14 protein-coding genes are annotated in these 14,711 nt (G+C 63.9%); 5 read left to right on the top strand and 9 right to left on the bottom strand.

The window, feature by feature from the left end; genetic code table 11:
• Positions 1-18 precede the first annotated feature (18 nt).
• The 4 genes from BLS08_RS17000 to BLS08_RS16985 all read left to right on the top strand — a co-directional run bounded on the left by BLS08_RS17000 (position 19) and on the right by BLS08_RS16985 (position 2,808).
• Complete coding sequence (locus BLS08_RS17000) at positions 19-1,284, top strand: Hsp70 family protein (RefSeq protein ID WP_017678717.1); 1,266 nt, start codon at positions 19-21, stop codon at positions 1,282-1,284.
• A 94-nt stretch (positions 1,285-1,378) separates the two neighbouring features.
• On the top strand, positions 1,379-1,735 hold the full coding sequence (locus BLS08_RS16995) for a DUF6152 family protein (protein WP_017678716.1): 357 nt from the start codon (positions 1,379-1,381) through the stop codon (positions 1,733-1,735).
• Positions 1,736-2,218, top strand: a complete 483-nt coding sequence (locus BLS08_RS16990) for a hypothetical protein (protein WP_017678715.1) — start codon at positions 1,736-1,738, stop codon at positions 2,216-2,218. It begins immediately after the preceding gene.
• A gap of 56 nt (positions 2,219-2,274) precedes the next feature.
• Complete coding sequence (locus BLS08_RS16985; protein ID WP_017678714.1) at positions 2,275-2,808, top strand: hypothetical protein; 534 nt, start codon at positions 2,275-2,277, stop codon at positions 2,806-2,808.
• A 113-nt stretch (positions 2,809-2,921) separates the two neighbouring features.
• Here BLS08_RS16985 and BLS08_RS16980 read toward each other — a convergent pair whose 3' ends face one another.
• The 8 genes from BLS08_RS16980 to BLS08_RS16945 form a co-directional block, all read right to left on the bottom strand.
• Positions 2,922-4,091: an iron-containing alcohol dehydrogenase gene (locus BLS08_RS16980; protein WP_017678713.1), complete on the bottom strand. Its 1,170-nt coding sequence runs from the start codon at positions 4,089-4,091 to the stop codon at positions 2,922-2,924.
• A 10-nt stretch (positions 4,092-4,101) separates the two neighbouring features.
• Entirely contained in the window at positions 4,102-5,490 is a 1,389-nt protein-coding gene (locus BLS08_RS16975) for an aldehyde dehydrogenase family protein (RefSeq protein ID WP_017678712.1), read from the bottom strand.
• A gap of 95 nt (positions 5,491-5,585) precedes the next feature.
• Entirely contained in the window at positions 5,586-6,959 is a 1,374-nt protein-coding gene (locus BLS08_RS16970; protein ID WP_017678711.1) for a glutamine synthetase family protein, read from the bottom strand.
• 257 nt (positions 6,960-7,216) lie between these two features.
• A complete protein-coding gene (locus BLS08_RS16965) occupies positions 7,217-8,266 on the bottom strand; it encodes a twin-arginine translocation signal domain-containing protein (protein ID WP_017678710.1) in 1,050 nt (349 codons plus the stop codon).
• A 135-nt stretch (positions 8,267-8,401) separates the two neighbouring features.
• Positions 8,402-9,727: a TRAP transporter large permease gene (locus tag BLS08_RS16960; RefSeq protein ID WP_017678709.1), complete on the bottom strand. Its 1,326-nt coding sequence runs from the start codon at positions 9,725-9,727 to the stop codon at positions 8,402-8,404.
• The gene (locus tag BLS08_RS16955) at positions 9,727-10,233 is read right to left on the bottom strand and encodes a TRAP transporter small permease subunit (RefSeq protein ID WP_021487901.1); all 507 of its coding nucleotides are present in this window, start codon (positions 10,231-10,233) and stop codon (positions 9,727-9,729) included. Before BLS08_RS16955 ends, BLS08_RS16960 begins: the two co-directional genes overlap by 1 nt.
• A gap of 157 nt (positions 10,234-10,390) precedes the next feature.
• On the bottom strand, positions 10,391-11,338 hold the full coding sequence (locus BLS08_RS16950) for an alpha/beta fold hydrolase (protein ID WP_017678707.1): 948 nt from the start codon (positions 11,336-11,338) through the stop codon (positions 10,391-10,393).
• Between the two features lie 92 nt (positions 11,339-11,430).
• Positions 11,431-12,330: an AEC family transporter gene (locus tag BLS08_RS16945; protein ID WP_017678706.1), complete on the bottom strand. Its 900-nt coding sequence runs from the start codon at positions 12,328-12,330 to the stop codon at positions 11,431-11,433.
• A gap of 273 nt (positions 12,331-12,603) precedes the next feature.
• Here BLS08_RS16945 and BLS08_RS16940 point away from each other — a divergent pair, with 273 nt between their 5' ends.
• A complete protein-coding gene (locus BLS08_RS16940; protein ID WP_017678705.1) occupies positions 12,604-13,083 on the top strand; it encodes a hypothetical protein in 480 nt (159 codons plus the stop codon).
• Between the two features lie 128 nt (positions 13,084-13,211).
• On the opposite strand, the gene BLS08_RS16935 is transcribed toward BLS08_RS16940, so the two are convergent.
• Positions 13,212-14,633: an IS1182 family transposase gene (locus BLS08_RS16935; protein ID WP_055987201.1), complete on the bottom strand. Its 1,422-nt coding sequence runs from the start codon at positions 14,631-14,633 to the stop codon at positions 13,212-13,214.
• Between the last annotated feature and the right edge of the window lie 78 nt (positions 14,634-14,711).

Genomic DNA, 14,711 nt, shown 5'->3' with positions numbered 1-14,711 from the left:
TTTCATGGCCTGCGTTTCATGTCTTTCTCCACTCCCGCCCGCGCCTGCGGCATCGACTTCGGCACCTCCAACTCCACCGTCGGCTGGCTGCGCCCCGGCCAGGACAGTTTGCTGACACTGGAGGACGGCAAGATCACCCTGCCCTCGGTGATCTTCTTCAACACCGAGGAGCGCCGTCCGGTCTACGGCCGCCTGGCCCTGCACGAGTATCTGGAAGGCTACGAGGGGCGCCTGATGCGCTCACTCAAGAGCCTGCTGGGCTCCAAGCTGCTGAAAAGCGAAACCACGGTGCTGGGCAGCGCCCTGCCGTTCAAGGACCTGCTCGGCTTCTTTATCGGCGAGCTGAAAAAGCGCGCCGAGGCTCAGGCCGAGCGCGCCTTCGAGGAAGTGGTGCTGGGCCGCCCGGTATTCTTCGTCGATGACGACCCAGCGGCCGATCAGGAGGCGCAGAACACCCTGGTGGCCGTGGCGCACAAGCTCGGCTTCAAGGACGTGTCGTTCCAGTACGAGCCCATCGCCGCGGCCTTCGACTACGAGTCGAGCCTGGACCGCGAGGAGCTGGTGCTGATCGTCGATATCGGCGGCGGCACCTCGGACTTCTCCTTGGTGCGTCTGGCCCCTGAGCGCCACCATTTGGCCGAGCGCCAGGACGACATCCTTGCCACTGGCGGCGTGCATATCGGCGGGACCGACTTCGACAAGCAGCTGTCGCTGGCCGGGGTGATGCCGCTGTTCGGCTACGGTAGCCGGATGAAGAGCGACGCCTTCATGCCCACCAGCTACCACCTCAACCTTGCCACCTGGCACACCATCAACGCGCTGTACGCGCAGAAGACTCAGTTGGCCCTGCAGAACATGCGCTACGACATTGTCGACGCCACCGGCATCGACCGCCTCTTCGGCCTGATCGAACAGCGCGCCGGGCATTGGCTGGCGATGCAGGTGGAAGAGAGCAAGATCGCCCTGAGCGAACAGGAGGCGCGGCCCATCGACCTGTCGCGCGTGGAGCCGGGCCTGGTCGCCGAGCTGACCCGCCCGCTGTTCGAGAATGCCATCGAGCCGCTGCTCGAACGCATCCGCGCCAGCCTCACGCAATTGCTCGCCGATGCCGGAGTCAGCGCCGATCAGGTCGACACACTGTTCTTCACCGGGGGCTCCAGCGGCGTGCCGGCGCTGCGTCAGAGCGTGGCCGCCATGCTGCCCAACGCGCGCAGTGTGGAAGGCAATACCTTCGGTAGCATCGGCAGTGGCCTGGCCATCGAAGCGAAGAAACGCTACGGCTGAGCCGATTCTGTTTCCAAATGCTGCCCGTACGCCGCAGCATCGGTTACAGGGTCTAGGTTTACCCGGTGTTCCATCAGACCACCGGGTTATCGCCATGCTGAAGAAACTGCTGCTCCTCACCACCACACTTGGCCTGCTGCTGGCTGGTGCCATTGCCCAGGCCCACCATGGCTGGAGTTCCTACGACGCCGATCAGCTCCTGACCCTGGAAGTGCCGCTGCAGACCGTCAACTACCGCAACCCGCACGCCGACGTGAGCATCGAGCACGACGGGCGCACCTGGCAGGTGATCCTCGCCCCGATCAGCCGCCTGCAGGCCCGCGGCCTGCCGGAATCCGACCTGACCGCGGGCAAGACCGTGACCATAGTCGGCTACCCACGCAAGGACGGCACCGCGGAGATCCGCGCCGAACGCATCATCGTCGACGGGCGCACCATCGAACTACGCTAGATGGACAGCCTGATCGCCTGGGCCGCCTGGCTCGAAGCCACGGCGCTGGGCGAGCAGATGCGCAGCTCGGCACTGCTCTACCCGGCGGTCAACCTGCTGCATCTGCTTGGCCTGGTGTTGCTGCTTGGGCCCATGCTGCTGCTCGATGCGCGTTTGCTCGGCGCCGGCCGCAGTTTTCCGCTGGCAGCGGTGTCGCGCACATTGACGCCACTGGCGGTGGCCGGCCTGTTGCTCCTGCTGGGCAGCGGCGTCTGTCTGTTCGCCGCCGACGCCGGGCCGCTGGCAGTCGACCGTCTGTTGCAGCTCAAGCTGCTACTGATCGCCCTGGGTATTGGCAACGCTCTGTTGTTTCGTCGCCTGTGGAATGCCCGGCTGGGCGACTGGGATACGTACGCGCCGCTGTTCGGTCGAATGCAGGCGGCATTGTCGCTGCTGATCTGGCTGCTGGTAATGAGCCTCGGCCGCCTGCTGGCCTACTTCTAGCGCAGCGTGCTTTGCCTTATCCTGCGCGCCTTTGCCCCCCGAACAGGAATGCTCCAATGAAAGCCCAGCTGGAAGAACTGATCGCCAAGATAAGCTCCGGCTGCCTGGCCGAGGACGAGATCGCCCGTATCGCCGACGAGGCCACCCAGGCTTATGCCGACCCGGCCGCCTTCCTTGCCGCCAACCCGGACGTCAATTACGACGACGACTTCCCCATCCCGCTGGGCGAATGGGTGGTGGTCGGCAGCCTGCCGGAGACCGTGTTGTTCCAGGCCGACAGCTATGAAGAGCTGTTCCAGCGCATCACCGAGTCCTTCGGCCCGCAGGTGCAGTTCGTGCTCAAGGCCAAGCAACTGGCCAAGACCGAGCCGCTCAAGGCGCTCAACCGCATTCAGGTGCAGCTTTCGGCCCTGTCGCCAGAAACCGGCGGCTACGTACTGGTGGATTTCAGCGAACCATTGGACGACGAACTGCAGGCGGTGCTGGTGTACGCCAGCGACCTGCCGCGGGTGATGGAACTGGCGGTGGAAGTGGGCATCTATGCCGCGCCGGCGCTGAAAGCCTTGCAGGCAGAACAGGTTGGGGAATAAGCCCGCATAACCTGTAGGAGCCCGCTTGCGGGCGATTCGCAATGATCGCCGGCAAGCCGGCTCCTACAAGATCTACGGCAAAGCAGACCAACCACTCCCGGATTGCATCCGGGCTACAAGGCCCCGCGCAGCGCTTTCTCGAACAACGCGCTGTACTGCGCGGCGCTGAAGGCGATGGGGTTGGTGCCCGCCGAGGGATCGACTTCGGCCATGCGGCCGACCTGCTCGATGCGTGCATCGTCGATGCCGATTTCGCCCAGGCTGTGGGCGATGCCCACCTCGCTGCGTAGCGCCAGCACCCACTCCAGCACCGCATCGAAGCCGCCGCCCGGCAGCGCCAGGTAGCGCGCCATCTTCTCCATCTGCGGCTCAATGGCAGCGCGATTGGCCACCAACACGTAAGGCATCAGCACCGCGTTGAGCAGGCCGTGATGGGCGTCGTACAGCGCCCCCAGCGGATGGGCCAGCGCGTGCATCGCACCGAGGCCACGCTGGAAGGCGGTAGCGCCCATGCTAGAGGCCACCAGCATCTGCAGGCGTGCCTCGACATCCGTGCCCTGACTGACCGCACGCGGCAGGTACTGCTGCACCAGGCGCATGCCTTCCAGGGCGATACCCTCGGCCATGGGATGAAACAGCGGCGAGCAGAACGCCTCCAGGCTGTGCGACAGGGCGTCCATGCCGGTGGCGGCGGTGATCTTGGCCGGCAGTCCGACGGTCAGCTCGGGGTCGAGGATCACCAGAGCAGGCAGCATACGCGCATGGAAGATAATGCGTTTGATATGCGCCGTATCGTCGGTGATCACCGAGGCGCGGCCAACTTCCGAGCCGGTGCCGGCGGTGGTCGGCACCGCCACCACCGGCGCCATGCCGGCGACGTTGACGCGACTGGCGTTGTCGCCGATGTCCTCGAAATCCCACAGCGGCCGATCCTGGCCTACCATCAGGGCGATGGCCTTGCCGGCATCCAGCGCCGAGCCGCCGCCGAAGGCGATCACCCCATCGTGACCGCCGGCCTTGAACGCGGCCACACCGTCCATCACGTTGGCGCCGGTAGGGTTGCCCTTGATCGCCGAGAACAGCCCTGCCTTCAGCCCGGCGTCGCGGCACTGGCGCAGCGCCGCGTCGATCATCGGCAACGCCGCCAGGCCTGGGTCGGTACACAACAGTGGCGCGTGCATGCCGAGCAGGCGGCAGGCCTCGGCCAGCTCGGCAATGCGGCCAACGCCCACACGCATCGAGGTCGGGTAGTTCCAGTTCATGCGGTACTGATTCAGGTCCATGGCGTGCGCCTCACAGCTGAGTCTTGAAGTGGAAGGATTTTGGCCGGGTCAGTTGCTCGTAGCCGACCCGCGACAGGGTGCAGCCGCGCCCGGAGTGCTTAACCCCGGTCCAGGCCAGACCAGGGTCGAGGTAGTCGCAGCGGTTGAGAAACACCGTGCCGGCCTCGACCCGATCAGCCAAAGCCATGGCAGCGTCGGCGTCGCGACTGAAGATGGCTGCGGTCAGGCCGAACTCGCTGTCGTTCATCAGCGCCAGCGCTTCCTCGTCGCTGGCGACCTTCTGAATGCCCACCACCGGGCCGAAGGATTCCTCGGTCATCACGCGCATTTCATGGGTGACGTTGGTCAGCACCTGTGGTGCCAGGTAGGGGGTGCCTGGCGCATCCAATGGAAACTCGCCCGGATCGATATGCGCCTTGGCGCCCTGCTCGATCGCTTCGGCAATTTGCGCGCGGACGAAATCGGCAGCCTCGGCACGCACCAGCGGGCCCAGGGTGGTCTCAGGATCGTCCGAACGCCCCAGCTTGTACTGGCGCACCAGCGCCACGGCACGCTCTACGAATTCCTCGTACAGCGACTCATGCACGTAGATGCGCTCGATCCCGCAGCAGGACTGCCCGGAGTTGAAAAAGGCGCCGTCGATGGCAGTTTCCACCGCGTGCTGCAGATCGGCGTCGGCGCGGACGTAGGCCGGGTCCTTGCCACCCAGTTCCAACCCTACACTGATGAAGCGCCCGGCAGCAGCACGCTCGACCATGGCTCCGCCGGGCACCGAACCGGTGAAGGCAACGTGGTCGATACTGGGTGAGCGAATCAAGGCTTCGGTCTCGCCGTGGCTCAGGTGCAGGTACTGGAATACGCCTTCGGGCAGGCCAGCTTCGGCGAAGGCTTCGACCATGCGTTCGGCGCACAGCGGCGTCTGCGCCGAGTGCTTGAGCAACACCACATTGCCCGCCAACAGCGCAGGCATCACCGCGTTGACGGCGGTCAGGTAGGGGTAGTTCCAGGGCGCGATGATCAACGCCAGGCCCAATGGCTCACGGCGAATGAAACGGGTGAAGCCGGCCTTTTCCGGCAGGCGGATGTCGGCCAGCGAGCCCTCGGCGATATCCGCCATATGGCTGGCACGCTCGACGAAGCCACGTATCTCGCCAGCGGCGTAACGGATTGGCCGGCCCATCATCCAGCACAGCTCTTCGGCCAGTTGCGCCTCACGCGCAGCGAAGGCTTCGATGGCGCGCCGGCCGATAGCGATACGCTCGCGCAGCGGCGTCTGCTTCCAGGCCTGTTGCGCCAGCTCGGCCTTGGCCAGCGCTACCAGCACCTCGGGATTGGACGCCAGATGACGCTCGACGTAGACCGAGCCGTCGATGGGGGAAATGCATTGCAGCTTGCTCATAAGGTGCTCCAGAAACCTTGCCCATGTAGCCCGGATGCAATCCGGGACACTCGACGAAACCGCCCCGGATTACATCCGGGCTACGGACGGTGGAATCAGATGATTTCGAAGTAGCGATCCAGCTCCCAATCGCTGACATGGCGACGGTACTCACGCTCTTCCCATTCGCGGCTGGCGGCGAAGTGCTCGACGAAGGCATCGCCGAACAGCTCGCGGGCGGCCTGCGAGCCCTTCAGGCGCTGCGCAGCGTCCCACAGCGTGCGCGGCAACGCCAGCTCCTCGGGGTGCTTGACCGCATAGGCGTTGCCGCTGACCGGCGCGGTCGGCTCCCACTGCTGCATGATTCCGTACAGGCCCGAGCCGATGGCCACCGACAAGGCCAGAAAGGGATTGCCGTCGGCAGCGCCGAGGCGGTACTCCTGGCGCTGCGACTTGTCGCTGCCGGGGATCACCCGCAGCGCCGCGGTGCGGTTCTCCACACCCCAGGTGGCGTCGGTGGGTGCCCAGAAACCGGGGATCAGGCGCCGATAGCTGTTCAGGGTCGGCGCCACCATGCACAGGAATTCCGGCATCAGACGCTGCTGCCCCGCGAGAAAATGCCGCTGCAGCTTGCTCATGTTGTGCGCCTGATCGGGGTCGTAGAAGGCCGACTTGTCGCTTGCACGGTCGCGCAGCGAAACATGGATGTGCCCGCTCTGCCCCGGGTACTTGCCCGACCACTTGGCCATGAACGTAGCCATCAGCCCGTTGCGCTGGGCCAGTACCTTCATGAAGGTCTTGAACAGCGCGCCCTTGTCCGCCGCCGCCTCGGCGCGGTCATAGGCGATGGCCGCCTCGAGCACGCCCGGCCCGGTCTCGGTGTGCAGACCCTCGATGGGGAAGTCCATCGCCTCACCCATTTCGAGAATCTGGTGATAGAGCTCGGCATGCACCGAGTTGCGGATCATCGAGTAGCCGAACCAGTCCGGCGTGAATGGCTTTAGATCGCGAAAACCCTTGGCCCGTGCCGAGTCCGGGGTTTCATCGAACATGAAGAATTCGTACTCCAGCGCGGCATAGGGCTCGAACCCCATGTCCTGGCAGCGCTGGATCACCCGCCGCAACGTACCGCGCGGGCACACCGCCTCGGCCTGCTGATCGAACTCGGCGAGAAACAGCAGCATGCCGTTCTCGAAGGGAATCTCGCGGCAGGTATGCGGCAGGATGCGCACCGGTGCGTCCGGGTAGCCACTGTGCCAGCCGGTGTACTGGGCGTTGTCGTAGAGCTGATCCTTGACGTCCCAGCCGAGCACCACATCGCAGAAGGCGAAGCCGTGCTCAAGGGCGGAGAAGAACTTGCTGCGGCTCATGTACTTGCCGCGCATCACCCCATCGTTGTCGAACAGACCGACCTTGACGTGGCTCAGGCCACGCTCCTCGACGATGCGCCGGGCATCGCCCAGGGTCTTTACATCCCGTGGTTTGAACATGCTAACCCCTGTGTCTTGTTGTTATCGCGGGCGGGTTCAGCGAAGGGCTGGGCATCCATGACCGGCCAGGCAAGGCCGACGACGCACGAGCGCAGCACGACGCGTGTGACAGCGTCCGTTTCAGGCTCATAGAGTGTGGTACAGGATTGCCGGGATGGCAGGGAAGCGGCGGGAAAAATCTGGCTGGCGCGATGCTGTGCGGGATAGAACCGCGCCCGTACCGCTCGGTACGGGCGCTCTGGCTCACTCAAATGACATCAACGATAAGGCGCCCCGGCCTTGGCCATCAGTGCGTTGTACTTCTTGAAGATATCCACCACCTTGGCGCAGCGCGGGCTGGTCTTGGCGATTTCGTCCCAGAACTTCAGCGCCTCGGCTTCCACCGTGGCCCATTCCTCTGCAGGGATGGAAGTCAGCTCAAGCTTGCCGCCCTCGACCCGCAGCTGCGCCTCGCCGCCCCAGTACCAGTGCTGGCGGTAGTAGTTGGAGCTATCCATGCACAGCTTGAACAGGGTCTTGAGGTGCTCCGGCACTTCCGCCCACTTGTCCGAGTTGGCGAAGTAGGAACCGCACCAGGCACCGGAGATGTTGTTGGTGAGGAAGTACTTGGTGACGTTGGCCCAGCCGACGGTGTAGTCCTCGGTGATGCCGGACCAGGCGATGCCGTCCAGCTCTCCAGTCTGGATCGCCACCTCGACGTCTTCCCAGGGCAGGGTCACCGGAATCACGCCGAAGCGGGCGAGGAACTTGCCGGCTGTGGGGAAGGTGAAGATGCGCTTGCCCTTGAGGTGTTCGAGCTTGGTGATCGGCTGCACCGTAGCGAAGTGGCAGGGGTCCCAGGCGCCGGCGCCGAGCCAGGTGACGCCCTTGACCTCGCCGTAGGCCTCGGCCCAGATCTCGTTGAGGCCGTACTGCTCGAACAGCACCGGCACGTCGAGGCTGTAGCGGGTGGCGAAGGGGAAGTAGCCACCGAACACCGAGACGTCCACAGGCGCGGCGATGGAGTCGTCGTCGCTCTGCACTGCGTCGATGGTGCCGCGCTGCATGGCGCGGAACAGCTCGCCGGTGGGCACCAACTGGTCGGCGAAGTACAGCTGGATCTCCATCTGGCCGTTGGCGGCCTTGTTGAAGGCGTCGATCGACGGTTTGATCACGTGCTCGGCCAGCGCCGGGCCGGCGTAGGTCTGCAGGCGCCAGGTGATCTTCTTCGGCTCGGCGGCATAGATGTGCGACGAACCGAGGCTAGCGGTGCCAACGGCACCGGTGGTGACCGCGGCGGTCTTGAGGAAATCGCGTCTCGTACTCATGCTGGTCTCTCCAATAGTGTCGATGCAGATGCAATACAACCGCTTATTGCCGCCGCGTGCACCGCGGCGGCCTCACCAGTGACCGGCAGGCGCCGGCTCGACTGCTGGCGCGCGGGGCGCGCCGATTTCCGAAAATCAGCCACCGTAGTGCAGCTGCGGTAGCCACAGCGCCAGCTGCGGGAAGATCATCACCAGGATCAGGGTCAGGATCATCACCAGCACGAAGGGGGTGACCGAGACATAGATGTCGCGCAGGCTCACCTCGGGCGGGGCCATGGCGCGCATGAGGAACAGGTTGTAGCCGAACGGCGGGGTCATGTAGGCGATCTGGCAGGTGATGGTGTAGAGCACGCCGTACCACACCAGGTCGAAGCCCAGCGCGCCGACCAGCGGGATGTAGAGCGGCGCGACGATGACCAGCATGGCGGTGTCGTCGAGGAACATGCCCATGATGATGAACGACAGCTGCATCATGATGAGGATCTGCCAGGGCCCCAGGTGCAGGCTGTCGACGAAGAAGCCCTCGATCGCACGCACCGCGCCGAGTCCGTCGAACACCGCGCCGAAGCACAGCGCGGCGAGGATGATCCACATGAACATGCAACTGATGGCCAGGGTCTTGCGCAGCGTCTCCTCCATCACCTGGCGGTTCAACCGGCGCTTGACCAGCGCCATCAGCATGGCGGCGGCGGCGCCGACCGCGGAGCTTTCCACCAGGCTGGTGTAGCCCAGCAGGAACAACCCGGTCATGGCGAAGAAGATGAACAGGGGCGCCAGCCCGGCGCGCAGCAGCAACAGCTTTTCCCGGCGGCTGACCTGCAACCGCTCGGCCTCGGCCAGGGGCGGGCCGAGCTGCGGCTGCAGGCGGCAGCGCACGACGATGTAGAGGGCGAACAGGCTCGCCATCAGCAGCCCGGGAATGGCCCCGGCCAGCCACAGCTGGCCGACCGGCTGACGGGCGATCATGCCGTACAGCACCAGCACCACGCTGGGCGGGATGAGGATGCCCAGCGAGCTGCCGGCCTGAATCACCCCGGTGACCATGATCTTGTCGTAGCCGCGGCGTAGCAGCTCGGGCAGGGCGATGCTGGCGCCGATGGCCATGCCGGCCACGCTCAGCCCGTTCATCGCCGAGATCACCACCATCAGGCCGATGGTGCCGATGGCCAGCCCGCCCGGCAGCGGCCCCATCCACACGTGGAACATCTTGTACAGGTCTTCGGCCAGGCCGGACTCGGAGAGCATGTAGCCCATGAACACGAACATCGGCAGGGTCAGCAGCGGGTACCACTTCATCAGTTTCATCGCCGCGCTGAAGGCCATCTCCGAGCCGCCGTCGCCCCACAGCAGCAGCGCCGCGGCGGCGGCGACGAAGCCGATGGCGCCGAACACGCGCTTGCCGGTGAGCAGCAGCAGCATCATCGAGGAGAACATCAACAGTGCGATCAGCTCGTAGCTCATCAGAGCGTCTCCCCACGGGCTGCGTACAAATCCTTGAAGAAGGTGGCGATGGCCTGCAGCAACATCAGCAAGATGCCGAAGCACATCACCAGTTTGATCGGCGCCATATAGGGCGACCAGGCCGAGTAGCTGGTTTCCTGGTATTCCAGGGCGTATTCGGTGGAGGAGACGCCGCCGATCAGCAGCATCACCAGGTAGAAGATCAGCATCACCACGGTGATCGCGTCGACCACAGCGCGGGTGCGCGGCGACCAGTGGCTGTAGGCCAGGTCCATGCGCACGTGGGCATCGAGCTGCATCGAGTAGGCGCCGCCGAGCAGGAAGTAAGCGACCATGAGGAACTGCGCGCTTTCCAGGGTCCAGATCGATGGCGTGAAGAAGGTCTTGCTGATGGAGGAGTACAGGAGCACCGCCAGCATGGCGAAGATCAGGTACATGGCGAAACGCCCGACCCTCCGGTTGAATGCGTCCACGACCCGGACGAAAGCTCTAATGCCCTTGCGCATGCAGTTTCCTGCTTTTTTGTTCGTTATCTCGTCAGCCTAGACGAAGATTCGCCAAAGCCAACCGCCCCGCCTGGCCATAGCAGGAAACGCGCCAGCCATTAACCGCCAGCGCTTCCACGAACAAAATCAAAGGCTTGGAAAGTACCGCGCTAGAGCCTCAGCGCTGCAGAAAGGCAACGAGCACCGCAACGGTGCGCTGCGGCTCCTCTTCCTGGGGCACATGGCCGAGGTCGTCGAACAGCACCAACTGGCTGTCGGCGATGTCAGCGGCGAAACGTTCGGCATTGCCCGGCGGAATCAGGCGATCACGCCTGCCCCAGATGATCAGCGTCGGCAATTGCAGTTCGCCGATGCGCTCGTGCAGCTCGCCACCGGGGGCCTGGGCGAAGCGCTGACGCAAGGCCTGACGATTGCCGGCACGCAGAGTCAGCTGGTAGTAACGCTCGACCAGTTCGTCATCGACTTTGTCTGGATCGCCATAAACATTGCGCACGCTCGACTCGATCATGCTGCGTGGCAACAGCCGGCTCATCACTGGCGCCAAGGCCGGAATGCCGACCAGACGAAAGCCTATCGGCACCGACTCGGCGTTGCGCGGATAGCCGGCGGCGTCCACCAGCACCAGACGCGCGCTGCGTTCAGGATGGGCCAGGGCAAAGCGCCAGGCCAACTGGCCGCCGAAACTGTTGCCGACCAGCACTACACGGCTCACCTGCAGATGATCGAGCAGACTGCGGAGAAAGCCTGTGTAGTGCTCGACGCGGTAATCGCCATCGGGAAATGGCCCAGTCAGGCCGAAACCGGGTAAGTCCAGGCTGATCACGCGACGCTGCTTGGCCAGCTCCTTTACCCAACCTTCCCAGGTGTGCAGGCTGGCGGAGGTGCCGTGCAACAGCAGGATGGGCTCGGGATCATCGCGCCGTCCCTGGTCACGCAGGTGCACCGACATTCCATTGATGTCGACGAACTGCGAAGGCGGTGGCGCCCAGCGCGTCTTGAGTTCGTCCAGCGAGCGATCCGGAGCCCAGTTGAGCGCGATGAAGGCGGCAAGGGTCAACCCGAACACCAACAGCAGGCCGAGCAGCACATGGGCGAGGCGTTTCATCTGGGCAGTCCTGAATGGATCGGAAGCGCGATGCTAGCCGGCCACCGCGAACACGCCTATCGCCCGGAAGAGGGAATCGCCTGGCGCAGCACTCAGAACCCCACCAGCAGCATCCACGCCGGCAGGGAAACCGCCGCCAGCAGCGTGGACAGCGAGATCGCCGCGCTGACGCTGCGGCTGTCTTCGGCGCTACGAGCAAAGGCCATCACGTTGACCCCGCTGGGACAGGCTGCGAGCAGCACCAGCACGCTGCGCGCCGTGTCGTTCAGGCCCGGCAGCTGGCCGCTGAGCCACCAGACCAGCGCCGGGAACAGCAGCAGCTTGGCCAACGCCACGCCCCAGGCCTCGCCGGTCGGGCGCAGGCGGTAACGCGACAGGCTGGCGCCGAGGACGATCAGCGCGCAAGGTAGTGCGGCCTGGCCGAGCCAGGTAATCGCCCGCCACAGGCTTTCCGGCACCTGCAGCCCGGACAGATTGAGCAACGCGCCCAATCCCAGGCCGATGATCATCGGGTTGGCCAGGTTCTTCAGCAACGCGCGCGTATCGACCCGCTCCTGGCTGCCAAAGGCGGCGTAGAAGCTGTGCAGGGAAAACAGCGTGAGGCTGTGGAACACCAGGATGGCGAAGACATAGAGCAGGCCGTCGTTGCCCATCAGGCTGGCGATCAGCGGGATGCCCACCAGCACGTTGTTGGAGAACGCCGCCACCAATCCCAGCGGCGTTGCCGTACCACGACGCCAGTGCGCCAACGCGTTGACCGTGACGAACACCAGCAGTACCGGCAGGTAATAGGCCAACAGCAACATTGGCGACAGACCTTCGGCCAGCGATGCCTTGGCGATGCCGGCGAACAGCAGCGTCGGCATGAACAACTTGAAGGTGATGTTGGCCAGACCGGCCGCCGACTCGTTGGTGAGCCACTGGCGCCAGCCGAGCAGATAGCCGAGAACGATCAGAGCGAAGATCGGCAAAATTGCCTGAGCCGCGAGCATTGCTGAGCCTGCCTCCAGGGAACTGCAAAAGAGGACGGATCGAGCACGACCCGCAAGGGTCGCCAAGCATACGCGCGCGCGGCATTCAGCGCGATGCTTGGCTAAACATTCGTCGCGACGCGTGACGACCGCCCACAAGCCCCGAAATAGAGCCTTCCGATCGAGTATTGAGGAGGTCGATGTTCACTATCAGGCCAGTCAAGTTCTTATCTGCGCTCATGTCCTCAAGAATTCACTCCGACGCCACTTATTACTCCCCAAGGAGACATCGACATGAAAGCTCAACTGACCCTCGCCACTCTGGCCCTTAGTCTGATCACTACCCACGTATTCGCCGCATCGAGCAGCGCGCCCTTCCCTCTGGTGGGCGAAGCCAAGGACAGCCAGGTACAACAGCAACCCATCGCACCGCTCGCCGAAGACGGCTCCGACCGCACGCCGGGCGCTCAACGCATCCAACTGACCGAGGGTGGCTATGAGCGCACCCCTGGTGCCCAGCGCATCCAACTGGTAGAGGGCGGCTATGAGCGTACTCCGGGTGCTCAGCGCGTTCAGCTGGCCGAAGGCGGTTATGATCGCACTCCCGGCGCGCAACGCCTGCAGCTGGCTGAAGACGGCTCCGACCGTACCCCGGGCGCCCAGCGCATCCAGTTGGCAGAAGGTGGCTACGAGCGCACCCCTGGTGCCCAGCGCATTCAACTGGCCGAGGGCGGTTCCGATCGCCTGATCAAGCAGCGTGGCCACACTGCCTGAGCCTTGGCGTCACCCCCCAAAGCCCGGCGCATCAGAGCGTGTGAAAACGCACTGACGCCAGAAAAATCCAACGCCCCGACTGGTTCGGGGCGTTGGTGTTTTTGATGCTTGGAAATGGAAAGCGGGATTTACCCCAACAGCTCGATCAACCGACGGGCACCCATCACATTGATGGCACGCTTCAGGTTGTAGGCGTTGACCGCCAGGGCCATTTCCGTCCGAGCGCCCTGCAGTTGTCGGAGCAGGAAGCGACCATTACCCAAAATCCATTGCTTCAGGTTGCCGAAGGGATGTTCGACGATGGAGCGGCGCCTGACCATCATCTCTGGATGCACCTGCATCCGCTGATGCATGCGCTCGAATGCGGCCTCATGGACATGCCGAGTCACGTGTCGACGTTTAGCCTTGGTGCAGCGTGATTTCAATGGACAAGCCGTACAGTCGCCGCGTACAGCATAAATGCGCTGTAGGCCGTTTACCTGCTTGAGCGGTAACCATTGGCCTGCAGGGCATTGGTACTGGTCGTTTTCTACGTCGTAGCTGAAGGCGCTGCGATCGAATAGCGGCGTGTCGTCGCCCTTGTTATTTATGCCCCGATTCTCCGGCACATAGGCCGCAATCCCAGCATCATCACACGCTTGAAACTGCTCACCATTGGAGTAGCCCGCATCGGCTGTAACCGTCAGCTCTTCCTGCGCCAGGATCGCCTGGGCAGCCTTGGCCATAGGTTCCAGTTGTTGGTTATCGCTGCCGTCCTGAGTGACAGCATGATGCACGATCAGCCCATGCTCGCCATCCACCGCGTTTTGCACGTTATAAGCCACGCGAGCCCCCTGGTGGGTACGCATCATGCGCGCCTCGCTCTCACCCACGACGAACTGCTCCAGCCCCTGTACCTCCATCAACGCCTGGGCTGTCAGGTTATCGGCATGTCGGCTCTCCAGCTGCTGCAGCGCAGCCTTGACCGCACTGCGATCAACCACTTCAGCCGCCTCACTGCGGTCAGCCTCGTCCAGTTCCGCCAGATAACGGGCGATCTGCGCCTCCAGCTTGGCTTGTTGGCGCTTGAGCTTCGTCAGGCTCAGATGCTTGCGTTGCGACGCTACCGCCTGAAACTTGCTGCCATCGATGGCCACGAGTTGCCCGCTGATCAGCCCCACCTGGCGACAGAACTGGACGAAGGTGCGGCAGGTCGCCTGAAAAGCAGCGCTGTTGTCCTTGCGAAAATCAGCAATGGTCTTGAAATCCGGTGCCAATCGGCCCAGCAGCCACATCACCTCGACATTGCGTTGGCACTCGGCTTCCAGGCGCCGGGAGGAGCGGATGCGCTGGAGGTAACCGTACAGATAAAGCTTGAGTAGATCCGCTGGATCATAGCCAGGACGTCCAGTCTTGAGTGGTTCGGCCTTGCTGAAACCCAGAGCCTGCAGATCCAGGCGGGCGACATAGGCCTCGATCACCCGTACCAGGTGATCCTCCGGCACCAGCTCCTCCAATGTGGGAGGAAACAGGCTGCTTTGCTGACGACCTTCGCCCTGGATGTAGCCCATAAACGACAATGCCCCCATCGACTGATGGAGGCATTGTCTTCAGCTTGCTCTCAGACTGCTAGGTTTTCACACAGTCTG

It is taken from the genome of Ectopseudomonas chengduensis (genome assembly GCF_900102635.1).
Taxonomy (GTDB): domain Bacteria; phylum Pseudomonadota; class Gammaproteobacteria; order Pseudomonadales; family Pseudomonadaceae; genus Aquipseudomonas; species Aquipseudomonas chengduensis.
The sequence above is the reverse complement of the archived record's forward strand: the minus strand, read 5'-3'. Positions and strand labels throughout refer to the sequence as shown.

What these genes read in the sequence shown, in the direction of transcription:
- BLS08_RS16990 (WP_017678715.1), top strand. Translation starts at nt 1,736, where the DNA reads ATGGACAGCCTGATCGCCTGGGCCGCCTGGCTCGAAGCCACGGCGCTG.
- BLS08_RS16965 (WP_017678710.1), bottom strand. Translation starts at nt 8,266, where the DNA reads ATGAGTACGAGACGCGATTTCCTCAAGACCGCCGCGGTCACCACCGGT.
- BLS08_RS16960 (WP_017678709.1), bottom strand. Translation starts at nt 9,727, where the DNA reads ATGAGCTACGAGCTGATCGCACTGTTGATGTTCTCCTCGATGATGCTG.
- BLS08_RS16995 (WP_017678716.1), top strand. Translation starts at nt 1,379, where the DNA reads ATGCTGAAGAAACTGCTGCTCCTCACCACCACACTTGGCCTGCTGCTG.
- BLS08_RS17000 (WP_017678717.1), top strand. Translation starts at nt 19, where the DNA reads ATGTCTTTCTCCACTCCCGCCCGCGCCTGCGGCATCGACTTCGGCACC.
- BLS08_RS16955 (WP_021487901.1), bottom strand. Translation starts at nt 10,233, where the DNA reads ATGCGCAAGGGCATTAGAGCTTTCGTCCGGGTCGTGGACGCATTCAAC.
- BLS08_RS16950 (WP_017678707.1), bottom strand. Translation starts at nt 11,338, where the DNA reads ATGAAACGCCTCGCCCATGTGCTGCTCGGCCTGCTGTTGGTGTTCGGG.
- BLS08_RS16940 (WP_017678705.1), top strand. Translation starts at nt 12,604, where the DNA reads ATGAAAGCTCAACTGACCCTCGCCACTCTGGCCCTTAGTCTGATCACT.
- BLS08_RS16975 (WP_017678712.1), bottom strand. Translation starts at nt 5,490, where the DNA reads ATGAGCAAGCTGCAATGCATTTCCCCCATCGACGGCTCGGTCTACGTC.
- BLS08_RS16985 (WP_017678714.1), top strand. Translation starts at nt 2,275, where the DNA reads ATGAAAGCCCAGCTGGAAGAACTGATCGCCAAGATAAGCTCCGGCTGC.
- BLS08_RS16935 (WP_055987201.1), bottom strand. Translation starts at nt 14,633, where the DNA reads ATGGGCTACATCCAGGGCGAAGGTCGTCAGCAAAGCAGCCTGTTTCCT.
- BLS08_RS16945 (WP_017678706.1), bottom strand. Translation starts at nt 12,330, where the DNA reads ATGCTCGCGGCTCAGGCAATTTTGCCGATCTTCGCTCTGATCGTTCTC.
- BLS08_RS16970 (WP_017678711.1), bottom strand. Translation starts at nt 6,959, where the DNA reads ATGTTCAAACCACGGGATGTAAAGACCCTGGGCGATGCCCGGCGCATC.
- BLS08_RS16980 (WP_017678713.1), bottom strand. Translation starts at nt 4,091, where the DNA reads ATGGACCTGAATCAGTACCGCATGAACTGGAACTACCCGACCTCGATG.